17 protein-coding genes are annotated in these 20,385 nt (G+C 67.7%); 8 read left to right on the top strand and 9 right to left on the bottom strand.

Going from position 1 to position 20,385, the window contains the following annotated elements; all coding sequences use genetic code 11:
- Window positions 1–58: 58 nt before the first annotated feature.
- Window positions 59–919, bottom strand: coding sequence for a fumarylacetoacetate hydrolase family protein (locus EV139_RS06695; RefSeq protein WP_130453581.1), 861 nt, complete (start codon window positions 917–919; stop codon window positions 59–61).
- A 120-nt stretch (window positions 920–1,039) separates the two neighbouring features.
- Between EV139_RS06695 and EV139_RS06690 the strand changes: the two genes are divergently transcribed.
- Window positions 1,040–1,411 (top strand): FKBP-type peptidyl-prolyl cis-trans isomerase, encoded by a 372-nt coding sequence (locus EV139_RS06690; RefSeq protein ID WP_198677481.1) that lies wholly within the window; start codon window positions 1,040–1,042, stop codon window positions 1,409–1,411.
- 137 nt (window positions 1,412–1,548) lie between these two features.
- Complete coding sequence (locus EV139_RS06685) at window positions 1,549–3,021, top strand: NCS2 family permease (protein WP_130453580.1); 1,473 nt, start codon at window positions 1,549–1,551, stop codon at window positions 3,019–3,021.
- A 963-nt stretch (window positions 3,022–3,984) separates the two neighbouring features.
- Here EV139_RS06685 and EV139_RS06680 read toward each other — a convergent pair.
- The 3 genes from EV139_RS06680 to EV139_RS06670 form a co-directional block, all read right to left on the bottom strand.
- Window positions 3,985–5,184, bottom strand: a complete 1,200-nt coding sequence (locus EV139_RS06680; protein WP_130453579.1) for an ABC transporter substrate-binding protein — start codon at window positions 5,182–5,184, stop codon at window positions 3,985–3,987.
- Window positions 5,185–5,421: 237 nt separating this feature from the next.
- Window positions 5,422–6,258: an inositol monophosphatase family protein gene (locus EV139_RS06675; RefSeq protein ID WP_130453578.1), complete on the bottom strand. Its 837-nt coding sequence runs from the start codon at window positions 6,256–6,258 to the stop codon at window positions 5,422–5,424.
- Window positions 6,259–6,340: 82 nt separating this feature from the next.
- Window positions 6,341–7,552: an ammonium transporter gene (locus tag EV139_RS06670; RefSeq protein WP_130453577.1), complete on the bottom strand. Its 1,212-nt coding sequence runs from the start codon at window positions 7,550–7,552 to the stop codon at window positions 6,341–6,343.
- 282 nt (window positions 7,553–7,834) lie between these two features.
- On the opposite strand from EV139_RS06670, the gene rpsO reads away from it, so the two are divergent.
- Window positions 7,835–8,104 (top strand): 30S ribosomal protein S15, encoded by a 270-nt coding sequence (gene rpsO, locus EV139_RS06665; RefSeq protein WP_130453576.1) that lies wholly within the window; start codon window positions 7,835–7,837, stop codon window positions 8,102–8,104.
- A 139-nt stretch (window positions 8,105–8,243) separates the two neighbouring features.
- Here rpsO and EV139_RS06660 read toward each other — a convergent pair whose 3' ends face one another.
- The 4 genes from EV139_RS06660 to EV139_RS06645 form a co-directional block, all read right to left on the bottom strand.
- Window positions 8,244–9,206, bottom strand: a complete 963-nt coding sequence (locus EV139_RS06660; protein ID WP_130453575.1) for an AraC-like ligand-binding domain-containing protein — start codon at window positions 9,204–9,206, stop codon at window positions 8,244–8,246.
- Window positions 9,207–9,350: 144 nt separating this feature from the next.
- The gene (locus tag EV139_RS06655; RefSeq protein ID WP_130453574.1) at window positions 9,351–11,462 is read right to left on the bottom strand and encodes an alpha/beta hydrolase domain-containing protein; all 2,112 of its coding nucleotides are present in this window, start codon (window positions 11,460–11,462) and stop codon (window positions 9,351–9,353) included.
- Between the two features lie 300 nt (window positions 11,463–11,762).
- Complete coding sequence (locus tag EV139_RS06650) at window positions 11,763–13,157, bottom strand: aspartate aminotransferase family protein (RefSeq protein ID WP_130453573.1); 1,395 nt, start codon at window positions 13,155–13,157, stop codon at window positions 11,763–11,765.
- Between the two features lie 2 nt (window positions 13,158–13,159).
- Window positions 13,160–13,627: an Lrp/AsnC family transcriptional regulator gene (locus tag EV139_RS06645; protein ID WP_130453572.1), complete on the bottom strand. Its 468-nt coding sequence runs from the start codon at window positions 13,625–13,627 to the stop codon at window positions 13,160–13,162.
- Window positions 13,628–14,077: 450 nt separating this feature from the next.
- Between EV139_RS06645 and EV139_RS06640 the strand changes: the two genes are divergently transcribed.
- From EV139_RS06640 to EV139_RS06620, 5 genes are all read left to right on the top strand, one after another.
- A complete protein-coding gene (locus EV139_RS06640) occupies window positions 14,078–15,223 on the top strand; it encodes an ABC transporter substrate-binding protein (RefSeq protein ID WP_237464426.1) in 1,146 nt (381 codons plus the stop codon).
- Between the two features lie 2 nt (window positions 15,224–15,225).
- Window positions 15,226–16,407, top strand: a complete 1,182-nt coding sequence (locus EV139_RS06635) for an ABC transporter ATP-binding protein (protein WP_130453570.1) — start codon at window positions 15,226–15,228, stop codon at window positions 16,405–16,407.
- Between the two features lie 11 nt (window positions 16,408–16,418).
- Window positions 16,419–17,282, top strand: coding sequence for an ABC transporter permease (locus tag EV139_RS06630; protein ID WP_130453569.1), 864 nt, complete (start codon window positions 16,419–16,421; stop codon window positions 17,280–17,282).
- Window positions 17,279–18,079 (top strand): ABC transporter permease, encoded by an 801-nt coding sequence (locus EV139_RS06625; RefSeq protein ID WP_130453568.1) that lies wholly within the window; start codon window positions 17,279–17,281, stop codon window positions 18,077–18,079. Before EV139_RS06630 ends, EV139_RS06625 begins: the two co-directional genes overlap by 4 nt.
- A gap of 176 nt (window positions 18,080–18,255) precedes the next feature.
- Window positions 18,256–19,680, top strand: coding sequence for an APC family permease (locus EV139_RS06620; protein WP_198677480.1), 1,425 nt, complete (start codon window positions 18,256–18,258; stop codon window positions 19,678–19,680).
- An 18-nt stretch (window positions 19,681–19,698) separates the two neighbouring features.
- Here EV139_RS06620 and yczE read toward each other — a convergent pair whose 3' ends face one another.
- Window positions 19,699–20,340 carry a membrane protein YczE gene (gene yczE, locus EV139_RS06615; RefSeq protein WP_130453567.1) on the bottom strand — a complete coding sequence of 214 codons (642 nt, stop codon included), beginning with the start codon at window positions 20,338–20,340 and terminating at the stop codon, window positions 19,699–19,701.
- Window positions 20,341–20,385 lie beyond the last annotated feature (45 nt).

Genomic DNA, 20,385 nt, shown 5'->3' with positions numbered 1-20,385 from the left:
TCGCGGGTCGTAGGCGCGGCCGCGGGTCGCAGGCGAGGCCTACGACCCGCGCGGTCGCTTACGCGCGCACGCAGTGCGAGGTGAGCGTGCCGACACCCGCGATCGACACGGTCACCTCGGTGCCGGGCTTGAGGTACAGCGGCGGCTTGCGTGAGCGGCCAGCGCCGCCGGGGGAGCCGGTCGAGATGACGGTGCCGGGCAGCAGCGTGAGCGACTGCGAAATTGAAGAGATGAGCTCGGCGACGGTGCGGATCATGAACCCCGTCGTCGAGTCCTGCACGCGCAGGCCGTCAACGTCAGTGGTGATCGCGAGCGCCTGCGGATCCGGAATCTCGTCTGCCGTGACCACGACGGGGCCCACCGGCGTGAAGCCGTCGAACGACTTGCAGCGCGACCACTGCGGCTCCTGGAACTGGATGTTGCGCGCCGTGATGTCGTTGATCGTGGTGTAGCCGAAGACGTAGTCGAGCGCCTCCTCAGGGGTGACGTTCTTCGCCGCGCGGCCGATCACCACGCCGAGCTCGCCCTCGTAATCGACCTCTTCGCTCAGGTGCACCGGGATCGGCACCTCGCCGTTGTGCGCGCCCAGCGAGTTGGGGAACAGGGAGAACAGCACGGGGCCAGAATCGTTGTCGAGGCTGAGCTCGCTCGCGTGCTCGTCGTAGTTCAGGCCCACAGCGAGCACGATGGGCGGGCCGATGATCGCCGGCGCGTGCGTGGCCGAGGCGACGTCCTGCCAGGCGTCGCTCTGCGCGGCGGCCTCGCGCAGGCGGTCGACTGCCTGGCTCCCTGCCTCGATGAGCTGCTGCAGCGTCGCGTAGTCGGCGCCGAGCGCGCTGACGGGGACGAAACGCTCGTCTTCAACAACAACGAGCTCGGGGGCCGAATTGGGGGCGGGGATCAGGTGCGCGAATCTCACGTCTCCAGGGTATCTGACTGGGCGGGGTCGTGGGCAGCTCCGCCCCTCCCGGGATGCGCCCCGGTTCCCTCTGAGCGAACTCGGAGGCGCGACTCCCCAAGAATCAGAGAGAATGAGGGCATGACTGAAACACCGATGACGAAGCCTGAGATCGAATTCCCCGACGGGCCCGCGCCCGCCGAGCTGCAGATCGTTGACGTCGTGGAGGGCAGCGGCGACGAGGCGCTCGCGAGCTCGACCGTCGATGTGCACTACCTCGGCGTTGAGTACGACTCCGGTGAGGAGTTCGATTCATCGTGGAGCCGCGGCGAGTCAATCAACTTCCCGCTGCGCGCGCTGATCCAGGGCTGGCAGGTCGGCATCCCCGGCATGAAGGTCGGCGGCCGCCGCAAGCTGATCGTGCCCCCGGCGCAGGCATACGGCACCTCGGGCGGGCACCCGCTCTCCGGCAAGACCCTCATCTTCGTGATCGATCTGCTCGGCGTCAGCTAAGCGCTGCACCGCACGACCGCAGGCCCATTCGGTTCGCCGGGTGGGCCTGCGGTATTTTTCGCCCGCTGTCGCGGCGCGCCGCAGGTGATAGCGTAGCTCTGTTCAGGAAACGCCCAGCTTGAGGAAATGGAGCACCTGTGGCCGACGCCCAGCAGGAGACAAGTCAGCAACCAGCCGCGGGGGTGAAGGGCGCACTCGACCGGTTCTTCCACATCTCAGAGCGCGGCTCCACGTTCGGAACCGAGATCCGCGGCGGCCTCGTCACCTTTGTGACGATGGCCTACATCGTGATCCTCAACCCGATCATCCTCTCCGGCAAGGAAGACGTCGCGGGCAACATGCTCGACTTCGGCCAGGTGAGCGCCGCGACGGCACTCGCTGCCGGCGTGATGACGATTCTGTTCGGCATCGTCTCGCGGCTCCCGTTCGCGTTCGCCGCGGGCCTCGGCATCAACGCCTTCCTCGCGTTCTCCGTGGTGCAGGAGGTGACCTGGCCCGAAGCGATGGCCATCGTGGTCATCAACGGCCTGCTCATCGTGCTGCTCGCGGCAACCGGCCTGCGCCGCATGATCTTCGACGCGGTCCCCGTGCAGCTCAAGCTCGCGATCACCGTGGGTATCGGCTTCTTCATCGCGTTCATCGGCTTCGTGAACTCCGGCTTCGTTGACGCGACCGGCCAGTCGTCGCCCCCCGTGGGCCTCGGGCCGGCCGGCGTCGGATTCATCGCCACGATCCCCACCCTCATCTTCGTGATCACCCTGGTGCTCACCGGCATCCTCGTCGCGAAGAAGGTCAAGGGCGGCATCCTCATCGGGCTCGTCAGCGGCACCGTGATCGCGGTCATCGTCGAGGCGATCTGGAAGATCGGGCCGAAGTTCGGCGCCGACGGGGCCGTCAACCCGGGTGGCTGGAGCCTCACGGAGCCCGTGCTGGGCAACAACCCGTTCGCGCTGCCGGATCTCGGGCTGGTCGGTGCGGTCAGCTTCGACTTCGGCAAGGTCGGCCTCGTTACCGTCATCATGCTGGTCTTCACGCTGCTCTTCACGAACTTCTTCGACGCGATGGGCACCATGACCGGGCTGTCGCGCGAGGCCGGCCTGGCCGACGCGAAGGGGAACTTCCCGCGGATCAAGTCGGCGCTCATCGTTGAGGGCGTCGGCGCGGTCGTCGGCGGCAGCACCTCGTCGTCGTCCACGACCGTGTTCATCGAGTCGGGCGCCGGCATCGGCGAGGGCGCGCGCACGGGCCTCTCAAACGTGGTCACCGGGCTGGTCTTCCTGCTCGCGATGTTCTTCACCCCGCTCACTGAGATCGTGCCCACCGAGGTGGCCGCTGCCGCCCTCGTGATCGTCGGCGCCATGATGATGTCGCAGATCGCAAACATCGATCTCACCGACTTCCGCGTGCTGCTGCCCGTCTTCCTCACGGCCGCGGTGATGCCGCTGAGCTACTCGATCGCCAACGGCATCGGTGCGGGCTTCGTGTCCTGGGTGCTCGTGCACGCGTTCACGGGCAAGGCGAAGCAGGTGCACTGGCTGCTCTGGGTGGTCTCTGTGGGCTTCGTGATCTTCTTCGCGCGCGGGCCGATCGAGGCGCTGCTCGGCGTCTAGTCGAGGCCGGCGGGCACACGCACCACTCGCGCTCTCGCGGGGTTCCGGATCGGTTCCCGCGGGAGCGCGGTGCGTTCGGCCCGGGCGCGGGCGGCTGTGTGCGGGGCGGCTGCCTGCGGGGCGGCCTGGCGCGGCTGCGGCCCGGCTGCGGCCCGGCCCGGCCCGGCTGCGCGGCTGCCTGGTGTGACGGGCCCCGCCGCAGATCCGACCCTGCAGCTCAGATCCGACCCGCTGCTTCGCGTGTGCGGCCCGGTGTAGCGGGTCGGATCTGGGGAAGGGGGTCGGGCTTGAGGGGAGGGGGTCGGACTTGAGGGGAGGGGCAGAGCGGCCGGGCCCGCGGGGCGGATCTGCGCGAGCGCGCCGGGCCGGGGACGCGAGGCGTCCGGGCGCCCGTGGCCAGACTGTGAGGCGCGGCCGCCAGGCGCGGCCGTGGCGCGGCAGCGTGACTAGCCCGGCTGCGCGGCGCGGCTGTCGGGTGGCCCGGCTGTGGCCCGGCTGCCTGGTGTGACGGGCCCGACGCAGATCCGACCCTGCAGCTCAGATCTGACCCGCTGCTTCACGCGCGGTGCTCGGTGTAGCGGGTCGGATCTGGTGAAGGGGGTCGGACTTGAGGGGAGGGGCAGCGCGGCCGGATCCGCGGGCCGGATCTGCGCGAGCGCGCCGGGCTGAGAGACGTGGGTCCGCGGTACGCATTGCCCGCTGCGCGCGGCGTGGCCAGCCCCGACGCAGATCCGACCCTGCGGCTCAGATCCGACCCGCTGCTTCACGCGCGGGGCCCGGTGTAGCGGGGCGGATCTGGGGAAGCGGGTCGGATCCGGCGCAGTGGGCCGGATCTGGGGAAGCGGGGCGGATCTGTGCGAGCGGGCCGGGATGCGCGCCGGGCCGCGCCGGGCCGCGCCGCGCCGGGCCGCGCCGCGCCGCGCCGGGCCGCGCCGCGCACCCTGGGCCGCACGCCGCGGCGCGCTAGTTGCCGAGCACCTTCTGGAACGCCTGCGTGTAGCGGTTGTCCTCCTCGGCGGTGAGCGAGCGCATGTCGAAAATCCGCCCCGAAAGATCGGCGTCGGGGAAGATGAGCGGGTTTTCGGCGAGCTCCGGGTTGAGCTTGGCCATCGCCTCCTGGGCGCCGGCGACCGGGCACACGTACTGCACGTACTCGGCGACCTGGGCGGCCACCTCCGGCTCGTAGTAGTAGTCGACGAGCTCGTGGACCTGATCGAACGCCTGCGTGGCCTTGGGCATTGAGAACGAGTCGACGAACACGGAGGCGCCCGACTCGGGCACCACGAACTTCCAGATCTCCTCACCGGCCTCCTCGTTGAGGATCGCGATGTCGCCGGACCAGCACATGCCCGCCCAGACCGTACCCTGCTCCAGGTCCTGGGTGTACGAGTTGCCCTTGACCGTAGCGACCTGGCCGCTGTCGATCTGCTGCTTCGCGACGGCGAGGGCCGCCTCGAACTCAGGGTCGCCCCAGTCGCCCTCAATGTCGACGCCCTGCTCAAGCATGATCAGTGCGAGCGTGTCGTCCTGCTCGGTCAGCAGGTTGACCTTGCCGCTGAGCTCGGGCGCCCACAGGTCCGAGACCTCGCGCACGCCCTTGGGGTAGAGCTGGGTGTTGTAGACGAGGCCCGTCATGCCGGCCTGGTACGGCACCGACCAGACGCGGTCGGGATCGAAGCTGGCGTTCTTGACCATGTCGATCATGTTCGCGTCGACGTTCGGCATGAGCGAGCGGTCGAACTGCAGCAGCTGGTCCTGTTCGACGAGGCGCACCGTGGTGGTGTCAGACGGCACGATCACGTCGTAGCCGGTGTCTTGCTCGAGCTTGAGCTGGTCCTTGATCTTCGCGATGAAGGTCTTGTTGTCGTCGATGTCCTCGAAGTACTCGACGGAGATGTTGGTCCGCTTCATGAACTCGTTCAGCGACGGCCAGTCGCCGGTTTCCTCGTCGTAGTCGAGGTAGTAGGTCCAGTTCGCCCAGCGGAGGGTGCCGCCGGAGCCGTCGCCCGGGCCGCTCGGCCCTGCGCACGAGGCGAGGGCGCCGGTGCCGAGCACGGCGGCGCCCAGGGCGCTGCCCCGGAGAAGCTGACGGCGGCTCAGTTGGGCGGAGCGTGCGCGACGCACGAGCTCCTGGATCACGGGATCGCTCGACGGACGAGGCATGTGTTTCCTCCTTTGGAAACGTGCAACGGAAAGGGGGGTCCCGCTGCCCATCCTCACACACTTTGCACCAGAAAGTACATGCCTGTGTCAGTCTCGTTGACTAAAGTGCGGCGCGGCGGACGCGGCGGACGCGGCGGCGCGGCGGGCACGGCGGGCACGGCGGACACGGCACAGCACGGTGCGGATCGGCACGGCACCACGGCACCACGACGCCCGCGCGCGGGCGCCGCCAGGCAGCTACGCGGTCGGCGCGCCCAGCACCACGTCGCGCAGCTCGTGCACGAGGCGCGGATCCGCGGCGAACAGCAGCGGTTCTCCCGGCATCGTCGCGTCGTCGCGGCCCAGGATCGCGCCCCCGGCCTCGCGCACGATCAGCGCGGCGGCGGCGTAGTCCCAGGGCTGCAGGCCGCGCTCGTAGTACGCGTCGAGCCGGCCGGCGGCGAGTGAGCACAGATCGTACGCGGCGGATCCCGAGCGGCGAATGTCGCTCGCGCGCGGCAGCAGGCGCGACACCATCTCGGCCTGCTCGATCCGGCGCTCGACGGTGTACCCGAATCCGGTGCCCACGAGCGCCGTGGCCAGCTCAGTGGCCCCCGAGATCGCGATCGCGGTGCCGTTCAGCCGCGCGCCGCCGCCCTCCCACGCCTCGTAGAGCTCGCCGAAGCGCGGGCAGAAGACCGCCCCGGCGATCGCGCGCCGCCCGTCGGCCATCGCCGCGTCGTCGGCGACCGTCGCCGCAATACTCACCGCGTAGGCGGGGAGGTTGTGGAGGTAATTCACTGTGCCGTCGATTGGGTCGACCACCCAGGTGATCCCGCTCGTGCCGGGGATCCCGGTGCCCTCTTCGCCGAGGATCGCGTCGTCCGGGCGAGCCTCCTGGAGTGCCGCGACGACCAGCCGTTCGGCCTCGCGGTCCGCAGCGGTCACCACGTCGGTGATGCTCGACTTTCGATCGGCCACCGAGACTCCGATCTCGCGCAGCTCCATGATGCGCGCACCCACCGACGTGGCGATGTCGATCGCGATCCGGGTGAGCTGCTCCGGTGAGACGTTGAGCGAGAGTGATGCAGTCATACTGCGAAGCCTAGCGGCGTGCGGGCGGGGTGCGGGGAACCGTGTGGTTCCCCGCACCCCGCCCGGTGCCCTGCCTGGATCGTTAGCGCACCGTCTCGTAGGCGTACGCTTCCTCGCCGTGGGCGCCGACGTCGATGCCGGCCTCCTCGACCTCCTGCGGCACGCGCAGGCCGGTGAGGCGCTTCACCACGAGTGCGATGATGAGCGAGACCACGAACGAGTACGCGGCGACCGCCACCACGGAGATGGTCTGCACGAGCAGCAGCCCCCCGTTGCCGCCGGTGAACAGGCCGTCGTCGAACGCGAAGAAGCCGAGGTAGAGCGACCCGATCACGCCGGCGACCAGGTGCAGGCCGACCACGTCGAGCGAGTCATCGTAGCCGAGCCGGTACTTCCAATCGATCGCGAAGGCGCAGGCGATACCCGCGATGAGCCCGAGCACCAGCGCCCAGACGGGGGAGAGGTTTGCCGCCGAGGGGGTGATGGCGACGAGGCCGGCGACTGCGCCAGACGCGGCGCCGATGACACCGGGCTTCTTGCCGCGCAGCACATCGACGATGATCCAGCCGACGATGCCGGCCGCGGGGGCGCCCAGGGTGTTGACCACGATGAGGCCCGCTTCGCCGGCCTCGGTCGCGAGCCCGGAGTTGAAGCCGATCCAGCCGAACCAGAGCAGGGCGGCGCCGATGGTGACGAGCGGCACGCTGTGCGGCTTGTGCGAGCCGGGCGCGAAGCCGACGCGCTGCCCCGCGACGAGGGCGAGGGCGAGCGCCGCGGCGCCGGCGTTGATGTGGATCACGGTGCCGCCGGCGAGGTCGATCACCTCGGGCGTCCCGAGCGTGGTGCCGAGATTCTGGATCCAGCCACCGCCCCAGACCCACGCGGCGACGGGGAAGTAGACGAGGCTCGCCCAGACCCCCGAGAACAGCACCCAGGAGCCGAGACCGACGCGGTCGGCGATGGCCCCGGAGATCAGCGCCGTGGTGATCATTGCGAACACCGCGCCGAACGCGACACCGATGAAGGCGGTCGGATCGGTGTTGACGAGCCCGAAGTCCTTGAACGGGCTGCCGGCGAAGCCGCTCTCGCCCTCCGCGAAGTAGTTCATGCTGTAGCCGAACAGGATCCACAGGACGCCAACCACGCCCATGGCGCTGATGCTGAAGAGCATCATGTTGACGACCGAGCGGACCCGGACCAGGCCGCCGTAGAACAGTGCAAGGCCGGGGGTCATGATGAGCACGAGCGCCGTGCTCGCGAGCGTCCACACGTCTTGCGGCGTGAGTTCCTCCATGGTGTGCCACCTTCCTCCCGGGTCTCCGGGAACGAGTCGTTGCCTCAGTGTGCGCCCTCCGCGTTTCGTGACCGTCACCCCGCGATTACTCCGGAGTGACGGTTGTGTTTCGGCGTGATCACAGGAGAGCGGCAGTGGCGAAGCGCGGTCATGCGGCCGTCAAGTGTCGCTGGCGCTCAGAAGCTGCTAAGCTATGCAGGTTGCCGTCAGAACGGCCGCGGATAAAGAGAGCCCCAGCACCCCGCTGATGGCGCCGCGCAGCAACAGGAAGGGGATCCCTATATGGCACTCGAAGCAGACGTCAAGAAGGCGATCATCGATGAATTCGCGACCAAGCCCGGTGACACCGGCTCCCCAGAGGTCCAGGTTGCAATGCTCACGCAGCGCATCAAGGATCTCACCGAGCACCTGAAGGATCACAAGCACGATCACCACTCGCGCCGTGGCCTCCTGCTGCTCGTCGGCCAGCGCCGCCGTCTCCTGAGCTACCTCTCGAACGTCGATATCACGCGCTACCGTTCGCTCATTGAGCGTCTCGGCCTGCGTCGCTAGTCGCCGCCTGACTTTCTGCGAAGCGCCCGCCCCGGTTTCGGGGCGGGCGCTTCCGCGTTGTGGGGGCACGTCTTGGCGGAGCGCCCACGCCTCCCGGCGGAGCGCCCACGCCTCCGGGCGGAGCGCCCGCGCCTCCGGGCTACGCGGATCGGGTGCGGCGCCGGAACTCGGTGGGGGACTCCCCGTACGCGGTCTTGAAGGTGCGTGAGAAGTGCGCGGCGTCGACGAAGCCGAAGCGCACCATGAGCACGTGGATCGGCAGCGCGTCGAGCTCGGGGTTTGCGAGCGCGGCCCGGCTGAGTTCGAGACGCCGGTGCCGGATCCAGGAAGCGACGCTCGTGCCGGTCTTGCTGAACATCGCGTGCAGGGTGCGCACGGAGATGAAGTTCTCGGCGGCGATGCGCTGCGGTCCCAGCGTCGGGGACGCCAGGTGTTCCTCGATGAACGCGTAGAGCTGGGTCATCGTGTCGTGCTGCCGCGGCTCGGCGCCCGGCGCGCTGCCGAGCTCCTCCTGCAGCACCGTTGACACGAGATCAACCACGGCGTGCGCAAAGCGCGCGCTCTGGTGGGCGGGGAGGTGGTCCATATCGGTGGACAGCTGGCGCAGGAACGGTGCGACCATCTTCGCGAAGCCCTGGCTCCCGCCGATCTTGGTCGCGGAGAACTGCTGGGTGTCGTGGTGCGGGAGCTTGAGGAGGTGCTGCGGGAACACCAGGATCGAGTTGCGAAAGGTGTCGTCGAGCGAGAGCGAGTACGGGCGGTCGCTGTCGTAGAACGCCATGTCGCCGGGGTGCAGCGTCGCCTCTCGCCCGTCCTGGGCCATCTCGCCCACGCCTGCCGTCTGCAGGTGCAGCATGTAGCGTCTGCGCGGCGTGACCGCGGCGACCGAGGCCGAGCGCTCGACCCGGTGCTGAGTGGCGCGCACGTCGAATACCTCGAGCTCGCCCAGGCTCCGGCCCCGGATCTGGCCGCGAAATCTGCCGCCGCGGTCGGTGTCGATCGTGAGCGGCGCGAAGCGCTCGGACACCAGGCGGGAGTACTCGCTGACGTCCCGGGTGGCTGAGGTGCGTACCGAGGCTGCTGGGATGACGTCGTTGTCCATATTCCCCTCTCTGCTGAGCAACTGTACCACTGTGTTTCGGGGGTGTTTCGTGGGGGATCAGCTCGACTCGCGCGCGTGCCGAACGCCGCTGGCGCGCCAAACGCGGGCATCACCGAAGTGATGCCCGCGCAGGGCGAGGGCGGGCTAGCGCGCGCCTCCGAGGTCAGCGGCTCCGCCCGCGTGTCGGCGGCGCCGCGCGAGCCACGCGGCCGCGGCTCCCGCCAGCAGGAGCCCCGCACCGAGCGACCAGAGGCCGGCGTGGTTCGCACCGCCCGTGGTCGCGAGCGCACCGTGCGCCGCGGCCTGCGCCGTGGGCGCGGGGTCCGGGGTGGCTCCCGGCTGCGCCGGCTGCTCGGGTTCGGGCAGCGTCGGGGGCGTCTCCGTCTCAGGCGCCGCCGTGACGGCAACCGTGAGCGCGCGTGCCGCACCGTCGGAGCACGTGTCGTTCACGTGCCCGGCGAACTCCGCGGGCTGCTCCTCGCCGGCGATGCACCACTCCACGGTGAGGGAGCCGGCCTCAGCTGGGGCGGTGAGTCCGTCAACCGCGGTTGCGGTCAGGCCGGTGAGCTGGGCCTGCGACTCCCAGACGGTGCTCGTCGCACGCGCGGCGCCGCGCGCGTCAGCGGGGGCGCCCGACGCCGTGGAAGCCGACGCCGCGGAATCTGACTCTGGGGTGAATGTCGCGGTACCGGTGATGGTCACTGGAACGGGGCTTCCGTCGACCTCGAGCCACGCGCCTCGCGTCAGCTCGGGCACGATGCTCAGCGGGATCGCGGTGCCCGCGGCCACCACCGGCTGCGGGGTCGTGACCGCGAGTGCGAGGTCCGTCTCGGCGACCTCGCTGGCCTCCGCCTCGGCGATGGTCTTCGCGGCGTCAGACGCGACGATGTAGCCGGCGTCGCGCGCGGCGGCGGTGACCTCGGTGACGCGGGCCACGTACGCGTCGTGCGACACGTAGCGCTGCTCGAGCTCCTGCGCGCTGAGCGCGCTCCAGGACGCCGCGGCGCCGCAGGTCCAGCCGCCGGTATTCATTGCATACCCGAATTGCGGGGCTGCCGCGTCTGCGATCTGCACGCCGCCGATCACGCGCCCCTCCGCATCGTGCGCGGCGGTGCCGTCCGCGTTGCGCTCAAAGTAGGCCGAGGGTGCTGCGGGCACGCCATCGCGGGCCCAGGCGTCCGCCGCCGCGACCGCGCCGCCGATGACCTGCCCCACGCGCACCTTCGTGCCCAGGTCGGGGCTCACGCACGGGGCGCCCTGGCTCATAAGCCAGGTGTGAAAGTCGGTGCCGCCGGGCTGCGTGCCGTCTCGGAGAAAGACCTCATCCATGTACTCGTTGACAAAGAACGAGCCGTGCGCGGAGCCGGCGACGTCCCACTCGCGGACGTAGTCCCCGGTAGCCTCACCCGCGCCCCAGGCGAACGACCAGGAGCGGAGCGAGATCCCGGGTGTGGTGATGTCGGATCGGAGTGCCCCCGCGCCATCCCAGAACACGATGCCGTCGAAGAACTGGTGGATCGGGTGAATCTTGTTGTAGTAGAGCGAGAGATAGGAGGCGGAGCCCGACTGGCCGAGTGCGATCACCTCGTCAACACCGAGGTCTGCGAACGGCGAGTCCGGGGAGGACTTCAGGGCGTGTGAGACCTGTCCGAAGATGTCCCAGGCCATCGCGTCGCGCGGGCAGGCGACCCCGTCGCAGTCGGGCTCGACCTCGAGATCGCCGTAGCGTTCGGGGCGCGTGTTCACGAGGTTGTCCACCCCCACCTTCTGGGCGCTCACCACGGCGACGGCGTAGCCCTCGGTGAGGAGGGTGTCGTAGCTCTCGCCGAAGCCGAACTCGCCGTCCTGCCCGGTGGTCACGTTGGTCCACTCGACGACGAGCGTGCCGTTGAACACCTCTGGAGACGGCTGCCGTACCACGACCCGAGTCGTGTAGTCGCCCGCGCTCTCGCCCAGGCCCGCGGTGGTCATCCGATCGGCCGCGGACAGCCCCATCACGGAGCCGTCTGCGTTGAGATACTGACTCGCGGTGCCGGAGGCGAAGTACTCGCGCTCCTCGTACCCGTACGCGGACACGTCGAAAGGGGCTGCCGACAGCATCGTGGTTCCGGGCTTGTCGACCTCGGTGAGGGCCGCGAGTCCGAGGGATGGTGCCGCGACGGCCGGCGCAGCGGCGACCATGCCGCCGCTGAGGATGAGCGCGGCGATCCCGGCCGCGCCGATACTTCGGCCCGACCGGCGGAGTAGACGCGCCATTGAGTCTCTGTTCACGGGGAGTGCACCTTTCAGATTGAGAGCGCCAGCGGTCCTGGCTGTCTCACAGTCTGGCCCGGTCCGGGAGCCGCTCATTAGCTGGGGGTGCAGCGCACTTGACGCTGGGCGCGGTCCCGGTGTGCACCGCCGTGCGACTCAGCGCCCCGCCCCCGCGCCGAAGCGCGAAACGACCCCCGCCCCGAAACGCGAAACGACCCCCGCCCCGAAACGCAAAACGACCCCCGCGCCGAAACGCAAAACGACCCCCGCGCCGAAGCGCGGGGGTCGTTCAGGGCTCGAAGATTAGATCTTCGACGAAGCGTCCTTCAGGACGCTGCGCAGGATGCCGCCGATCTCAGCGAACTCTGCCGGACCGATGGTCAGCGGCGGAGCGAGCTGGATGACGGGGTCTCCACGGTCGTCGGCGCGGCAGTAGAGGCCGGCCTCCCAGAGCGCGGGGGAGAGGTAATCGCGCAGGAGTCGATCCGACTCCTCCTCGTTGAACGTCTCCTTCGTCGCCTTGTCCTTGACAAGCTCGATGCCGAAGAAGTAGCCCTCGCCGCGCACGTCACCGACGATGTCGATGTCGAGGAGCTTCTCGAGCTCGGCGCGGAACAGCGGGCTGTTCTCGCGCACGCGGCCGTTGAGGTCCTCTTCCTCGAAGATGTCGAGGTTCTCGAGCGCCGCAGCAGCCGCCGCCGGGTGACCGGCGAAGGTGAAGCCGTGGTAGAAGGTGTTGTCCTCCGAGTTGAAGGGCTCCGACACCTTGTCCGAGACGATCATGGCACCGAGCGGGACGTAGCCCGAGGTGATGCCCTTCGCCGAGGTGATGATGTCGGGCTCGTAGCCGAGCGCCTTCGAGGCGAAGAACTCGCCAACGCGGCCGTAGGCACAGATGACCTCGTCCGAAACGAGCAGCACGTCGTACTGGTCGCAGATCTCGCGCACGCGCTTGAAGTATCCGGGGGGCGGCGGGAAGCAGCCACCGGAGTTCTGTACGGGCTCGAGGAACACGGCGGCAACGGTCTCGGGACCCTCGAAGAGGATCGCCTCCTCGATGCGGTTCGCGGCCCACTGGCCGAACGCCTCGAGGTCGTTGGACGGAGCGCCCATCTCCTCAGCGCGGTAGAAGTTCGTGTTGGGCACGCGGTGACCACCGGGGGTCAGCGGCTCGTAGAACTTCTTCATGTCGGGGATACCGGTGATCGCCAGGGCGCCCTGCGGGGTGCCGTGGTAGGCGACCGAGCGCGAGATGACCTTGTGCTTCATCGGCTGGCCCTTGATCTTCCAGAAGTGCTTCGCCAGCTTGAACGCCGACTCCACAGCCTCGCCACCACCGGTGGTGAAGAAGACCTTGTTCATCTCGCCGGGAGCGTACGAGGAGAGACGCTCCGAGAGCTCGATCGCTGCCGGGTGGCCGTAGGACCAGATCGGCATGAAGTCGAGCTGCTGCATCTGCTTGGCGGCAGCCTGCACGATGCGCTCGCGGCCGTGGCCAGCGTTCACCACGAAGAGGCCTGCGAGGCCGTCGATGTATTCCTTGCCGGCCGCATCGTAGATGTGGTGGCCGTTTGCGCGGGTGATGACGGGGATACCGTCGTTGAGCACCTTGCGGTTGGTGAAGTGCGGCCACATGTGGCGCTTGGCCGAGGCCTGCAGCGCGGCGGTGTCCACCGCAGCAGTGGGATCGTATGACATGGTTATCTGGTTCCCCAATCGTATTTCTGTTTGGTGAGTTGGAGGTATACGAACGTCTCCGTAGCGGCGACACCCTCGACTGCGCGAACCTTTTCGTTCAGCAGTTCGATGAGTCCATCATCGTCCTCACAGACGACCTCGACAAGGATGTCGAATGAACCCGCGCTGAGCACGACGTAACTGATCTCGGGCATTGCTGCCAGCTGATCAGCGACGACGCGGGTGTCTCCGGAGACCCGGATACCGAGCATTGCTTGTCGGCTGAAGCCGAGTCGCATGGGGTCGGTCACTGCAACAATCTGCATGACCCCGGTATCCGTGAGCTTTTGCACGCGCTGGCGGACGGCGGCCTCGCTGAGGCCGACCGCCTTTCCGATTTCGGCGTACGAACGGCGACCATCGCGCTGGAGTTGCTCAATGATCGCTTTCGACGTTGCGTCGAGCGCTGGCGACGTGCGTTTGCTGCTCACATTACTGATTCTTGCAGTGGGAACCTGAAAAAGCAAAGGAATCCGAAGTTAAGCGCGTCGAATTCTGATGATTTCCACATCTCGCGGGTGTTTGGGCTGCTCCGCGGCTGCCGGTGCCGTGGCCCGGCGTGCGCCACCGACCGCGGCCGGTGTGCGCCCCCGACTGGGGTCGGCGTGTACCCCGGCCGACCTGGCGGGCTGTGCGGATCGCACCAGAAAGCCGCTGGTTTTCGCGGGTTTTGTTGCTGTTGAATGAAGAATTGTGGTTCCAGAGGTTTCGAGCTTTGCATCGGCACACACTCTGTGCCATTCTCAAAACACCACCCGGCACCGTCGCCGTTTGTGCGCGTTGTCGGTTCGCCTATGAGAAACCAAGGGAGATCTCTCATGGTCCGTCAGTCCGAAGACCCCATTGTCCGTAATATCGTGCAGTTGCTTCGCGGAGCGCAAATGAACCGCCGGCAGTTGCTGCGCGGTGCGGCCGCCGGCGCGGCAGGCGCGGGCGCTCTGGGCCTCGCCGCGTGCGCGCCCGGCGGGGGAGGCGGTGGGAGCGGGGACAACCCCGGCATCGTCTGGGGCAACTGGACGTACTACCTCGACTTTGACGAGGCGGCTGGGGTGTTCCCGTCGCTCGAGACCTTCATGGAGCAGTCGGGATTCAACGTCGACTACATCGAGGACATCGACGATAACAACACGTTCTACGGCAAGATCAAGGACCAGCTGAAGCTCGGCCAGTTCACCGGCTACGACACGGTCACGTTTACCGACTGGATGAACGGCCGCCTGATCCAGGACGAGCAGGTGCAGGAGTTCGACTACGCGAACCTGCCCAACGTGAAAGCGAACTTGGTCGACGCGCAGTGGGACGCGCTCGACGTCGATCCCGGGCGCAAGTTCACGGTCCCGTGGCAGCTGCCCGCCTCCGGCTGGGTGTGGAACACCAAGGAGGTGCCGCAGGGCATCAAGACCCTCGACGACTTCCTCCGTCCCGAGCTCAAGGGCAAGGTGGTGGTGCTCAGCGAGATGCGCGACACGATGGGCATGGTGATGGCTGGCCTCGGCACCGACCCGGCCGGCGACTGGGGCGACGCGGAATTTGATGCGGCGCTCGCGTGGCTCGACGACGCACTGAAAAGCGGTCAGATCGGCAACGTGAAGGGGAACAGCTACACGCAGGACCTCATCACGGGCGACGCGCTCGCGGCGATGGCGTGGACGGGCGACGTGGTGATGCTCAACGCCGAGAACGACAACCAGTGGACCCTCGAGATTCCGGAGTCCGGCGGCATGGTCGCGGCCGACTCGTTCACGGTGCCGAACGGCACGAGCGCGGAGTCGAAGAAGAAGGTTGAAGAGCTGATCAACTACTACTACGACCCGGAGGTGATGGCGGAGGTGGCCGACTACGTGACCTTTATCCCGCCGGTGAAGGGAACGCAGGAAGCGATGCAGAAGATCAACCCCGAGAACGCGGACAACCCGCTCATTTTCCCGAGCGAAGAGGACTGGAAGCACCTCCACAACTTCCGCACGCTCAGCCCGGAAGAGGACAAGAAGTACTCGACCGAGTTCCAGAACGTATTGGGGCTGTAGCGGTGGCGGATCACGGCACATTTGCAGAGTCCGGCGCCGACCTCGAACTGGTCGGCATCCAGAAGCGCTTCCCCGGCTTCACCGCGATCGAGCACCTCGATCTGAACATCCCGGCCGGCTCGTTCTTCGCGCTGCTCGGCCCCTCGGGCTGCGGCAAGACCACGACGCTTCGCCTGGTGGCGGGTCTTGAAGACCCCACCGCCGGCAAGATCCTGCTCGGCGGCACCGACGTGAGTACGCTCAAGCCGCACAAGCGCCCGGTCAACACGGTGTTCCAGTCGTACGCGCTGTTCCCGCACATGAGCGTGCTCGAGAACGTGGCGTTCGGCCTGCGCCGGCGCAAGATCGGCGACGCCGTGGCCAAGGCGCACGAGGCGCTGCGCCTGGTGGAGCTCGACCACGTCTCTGATCGCAAGCCGGCGCAGCTCTCGGGCGGCCAGCAGCAGCGCGTGGCGCTCGCCCGCGCGGTGGTCAATCGGCCGGCCCTGCTGCTGCTCGACGAGCCGCTCGGCGCACTCGATCTCAAGCTGCGCCGTCAGATGCAACAGGAGCTGAAGCAGATCCAGCAGGAGGTGGGGCTGACCTTCCTGCACGTGACCCACGACCAGGAGGAGGCCATGACCATGGCCGACACGGTTGCGGTGATGAACAAGGGCCGGATCGAGCAGATGGGCGCCCCCGAGGAGCTCTATGAGCTGCCCCGCACGGTGTTCGTCGCAAACTTCCTGGGGCAGTCGAACCTGTTCGAGGTAGAGGTCGCGGGCTCAACGGATCAGGTGATCCACACCGACCTGAACGGCTCGCGGCTCTCGGTGCTGCGCGCGCGCAGCGAGCGCGACAGCGGCACGATCACGATCGGCGTTCGCCCGGAGAAGCTGCACCTCAGCACGGCGCCGCCCGAGCCCGAGGCGCACCGCAACGTGGTCGGTCCCGGCCGCATCACCGACGTATCGTTCATCGGCGTGAGCACCCAGTACACGGTGGAGATCCCGGGCTCGGCGCCGGTGCACGTGTTCGCACAAAACCTGCAGGCCGGCCCGGCCGCGCGCCTCGGAGACGAGGTGTGGCTGAGCTGGCTCATCGAGCACACCTTCGGCCTCGCCGACGATCGGCTCGACACGGGCGCCCTGACCGCTGACTTCTCGACCCGGGCGATCGCCACCCGGGCCGCGCTCGCGGAGTAGGGGAGGCGACCATGGCTTTTACCGCCTTCTCCGGGGGCCCAACGAAGGTCGTTGAGCAAGCCCCGCGCAAGCGGGGCTGGATCGCCCTCCTGCTGCTCGCCCCCGGCATCGCCTACATGCTGCTGTTCTTCGTCGCGCCGTTTGTGCAGCTCGCGATCACGTCGCTGCAGGCACCCGCCGACAGCGGCGGGATCGGGCAGTACGTTGCCGCCCTGCAGTTCTCGAACTACTGGGCTGCGCTGCAGGAGTACTGGCCGCACCTGCTCCGCTCGTTCATTTACGCGATTGTCGCCACGGTGATCGGGCTCTGCATCAGCTACCCGGTCGCCTACCTCATCGGCGTGAAGGTGCGGTCGCGGCCGATGCTGCAGGGGATCCTGCTGATCCTCGTGGTCGCCCCGTTCTTCATCAGCTTCCTGCTGCGCACCCTCGCGTGGAAGTCGATCCTGCCGAGCGAGCTGGTCGGCACGCACTTCTCGGTGATCTTCGGTCTGGTGTACAACTTCATCCCGTTCATGGTGCTGCCGATGTTCTCGTCGCTGCAGGCGCTCGACATGCGCCTGCTGGAGGCGGGATCCGACCTGTACGCGTCACCGGTGACCACGTTCAGGCGCGTGACCCTGCCCCTGTCGATGCCCGGCATCGTCTCCGGCACGCTGCTGAGCTTCATCCCGATGTCGGGCGACTACGTGAACGCGTCGCGCGAGTTCTTGGGCGGGACGTCGACCACGATGATCGGTAACGTCATCGAATCCAACTTCCTGCAAACCCAGAACTATCCGATGGCGGCGACGCTGTCGATCATCCTGATGGTCGTGATCCTCGTGATCGTGGCGACCTACGTGCGCAAGAGCGGGGCGGAGGACCTCCTGTGAAGGGTTTCAGCCTGGGGAAGGCGTTTGTTCCCGTCGTCGCGACCATCGCGCTCGTGTATCTGCTGCTGCCGATCGCGCACGTCATCCTGTTCTCGTTCAACGACTCCGGCCGCAACAACATCCTGTGGCGCGGCTTCACGCTCGACAACTGGCAGAACCCGTGCGGTGCGCCGCAGGTGTGTACCGCGTTCGGCAACTCGATCCTGGTCGGGGTGGTCGCCACGGTGATCGCCACTGTGCTGGGCACCATGATCGCGTTGGCGCTCGTGCGCTACCGCTTCAAGTTCCGCTCCACGGTCAGCCTGCTGCTGTTCACGCCGATGGCGACTCCCGAGGTCGTGCTCGGCGCGGGCCTCGCGGCGCAGTTCCTGCTCGCCGGCGTGGAGAAGGGCCTCGGCACGATCATCCTCGCGCACACGATGTTCTGCATCTCGTACGTGGTGGTGGCGGTGAAGGCGCGCGTGGCGAGCCTCAACCCGGCGATCGAGGAGGCCGGGCGCGATCTCTACGCCGGCCCCGGTCAGGTGTTCTGGCGGATCACGCTGCCGATGCTCATGCCCGGCATCATCGGTGCGGCGCTCCTGAGCTTCGCGCTGTCGTTCGATGACTTCATCATCACGAACTTCAACTCGGGCACCGCGACCACGTTCCCCAAGTTCATCTACGTGTCGGCGCTCAAGGGTGTTCCGGCGCAGGCGAACGTGCTCGCGTCGATCGTGTTTGTCGGAGCGCTGCTGCTCGTGATCATCGTGCAGATGGTCAACATCAACAAGCAGAAGCGCCTCGCGCGCAGGTAGCGTGCATCGAACCGCATGATCAGGGGCCCCGCCGAAGAATCTTCGGCGGGGCCCCTGCGTTTTGCGTGGGCTGCTGAACGGGAGGAAGATGTCTCCTTGGCGAGACCAGGTCACGCCGAAGCATATGTCGCAGCGGGGCGATCAGGCCCGGGCGACTCCCGTTTCAAGGAGAGCACATGACGAAGACGTTGATGCCCGCGGCAAAGCGCGGTGGAGCACTGAAGCGCAACCTCGGGCTGTGGGCCATCGTGGGCCTCGGCCTCGGATACATGACCCCGACCGTGGTGTTCGACACGTTCGGTATGGTCGCCCGCGACACGAACAACGTGGTGCCGCTCGCCTACCTCGTCGCGCTCATCGTGATGGTGTTCACGGCGGTGAGCTACGGCAAGATGGCCGGGGCGATCCCCAGCGCGGGGTCCGCGTACACGTACGTGCGCGAGTCGATCCACCCGAACGTCGGCTTCATGGTCGGCTGGACCTCGCTGATCGACTACATGCTGCTCCCGATGGTGAACTGCCTCATTATTCGCAGCTACCTTGAAGCGGTGTTCCCCGGCATCCCCGGCTGGATCTGGGTGGTGCTGTACTGCGTCCTCGTCACGAGCGTGATCTACTTCACCATGCGTGGCACCTCGAACCTCAACATGATCCTGCTCGTGTTCTCGATCATCGTGATGACCGTCTTCGTGGTCATGGTGTGGGCGCAGCTCGCGGCGGGCGAGGGGACCGGCACCGTCGCGTCGGTGCAGCCGTTCATCCACGACGGTGTGACCATGGGCGCCGTGCTCATGGGGGCGACGATCGTGTGCTTCTCGTTCATCGGCTTCGACGCGGTGACGATGTACGTGGAGGAAGCGAAGAGCCCGAAGATTGTGCCGCGCGCGATCCTGCTCACCGTGATCCTGGGCGGCGCGATCTTCCTCATCGCCGGGTACTTCACGCAGCTCCGCTTCCCCGACTGGAACGTGTTCGCCCCCGGCGGGGACATGCAGTATGTCGAGGATTCGACGCTGCCGCTCATCGGCCAGTTCGTCGGTGGCCCCGTGCTGCAGGCAGTGCTCACCGCCGCCGGCTTCGCTGCGACGCTCGCGTCGGGACTCGCGTCGCACGCCTCGGTGTCGCGCATGCTGCTCGTGATGGGCCGCAACAACGTGCTCCCCAAGAAGACCTTCGGCTACATCAACCCGAAGACGCACACCCCCACCTTCAACATCGTGCTCACCGGCGCGGTCTGCCTGCTCGCGATCGCCTTCACGCTCGAGATGATCGCCGCGTTCATTAACTTCGGTGCGCTCATCGCGTTCACCGCGGTGAACATCTCGGTGATCGCCTGGTTCGCGATCAAGCAGGGACGCCGCAAGACCCCCGGCGACATCTTCAAGTACATCGTGATGCCCGGCATCGGCATGGTGCTCACGGGTGTGCTGTGGGCAAACCTGCACGCCGACGCGCTGATCGGTGGTCTCGCCTGGACCGCGATCGGCTTCGTCTACCTGCTGTTCATGACTCGCGGCTTCAAGCGCAAGGCCGCGGCGTTCGACGAGTCGCAGCCGGTCACCGGCTACAACAAGGTGCCGGAGGGCGAGCACCAGGAGTAGCTGCAAAACGATCGCGCGTCAGGCCGCCGGGGTGGAGCTCACCTCGGCGGCCTGCGTGCGCTGTGCGGCCTCGCGCCGCTCGCGTCGGGTGACCGGGTCGAGGAGCGGGAGCGTGATCCCGCACAGCGGGCCGATGAGGATCGCGAACGCGGCGGTGCCGAGGCCCACGTTGCCACCGAGGAGCCAGCCGATCGCGAGTACCGTGAGCTCGACGCCCGTGCGGCCCACCCAGATGGGGATCCCGAAGCGCGCGTGGATGCCCGTCATGAGACCGTCGCGCGGGCCGGGGCCGAGCCGTGCGCCGATGTAGATGCCGCTCGCGACGGCGAGCAGCAGCAGGCCGGCCGTGAAGTACGCGATCCGCGACCAGAGCGCCTCTGGGGCGGGGAGGAGCCACAGCCCGAGGTCGATGCTGGGGCCGACGAGCAGAATATTCAGCACCGTGCCGAGGCCGGGCCGCTGCCGCAGCGGGATCCAGAGCAGCAGCACGCCGAGGCCGATGATGTTCGTGAGGATCCCGATGCTGAGCGGGGTGTGGAGCGAGACGCCCTGCGCAAAGACGGTCCACGGATCGACGCCGACGGCGGCGCGGATCATGAGCGCGTCGGCGAAGCCGTAGAGCAGGAGTCCGGGGATGAGGCGAGACAGGCGTGCGAGCATGGTGATCAGTCCACTTCAATTTGGCCTGGTGTTCAAGATGCCAAT

Source organism: Leucobacter luti, from assembly GCF_004217175.1.
Taxonomy (GTDB): Bacteria; Actinomycetota; Actinomycetes; order Actinomycetales; family Microbacteriaceae; genus Leucobacter; species Leucobacter luti.
Note: the sequence above shows the minus strand (reverse complement) of the source record. Positions and strands in the feature narration are given on the sequence as shown.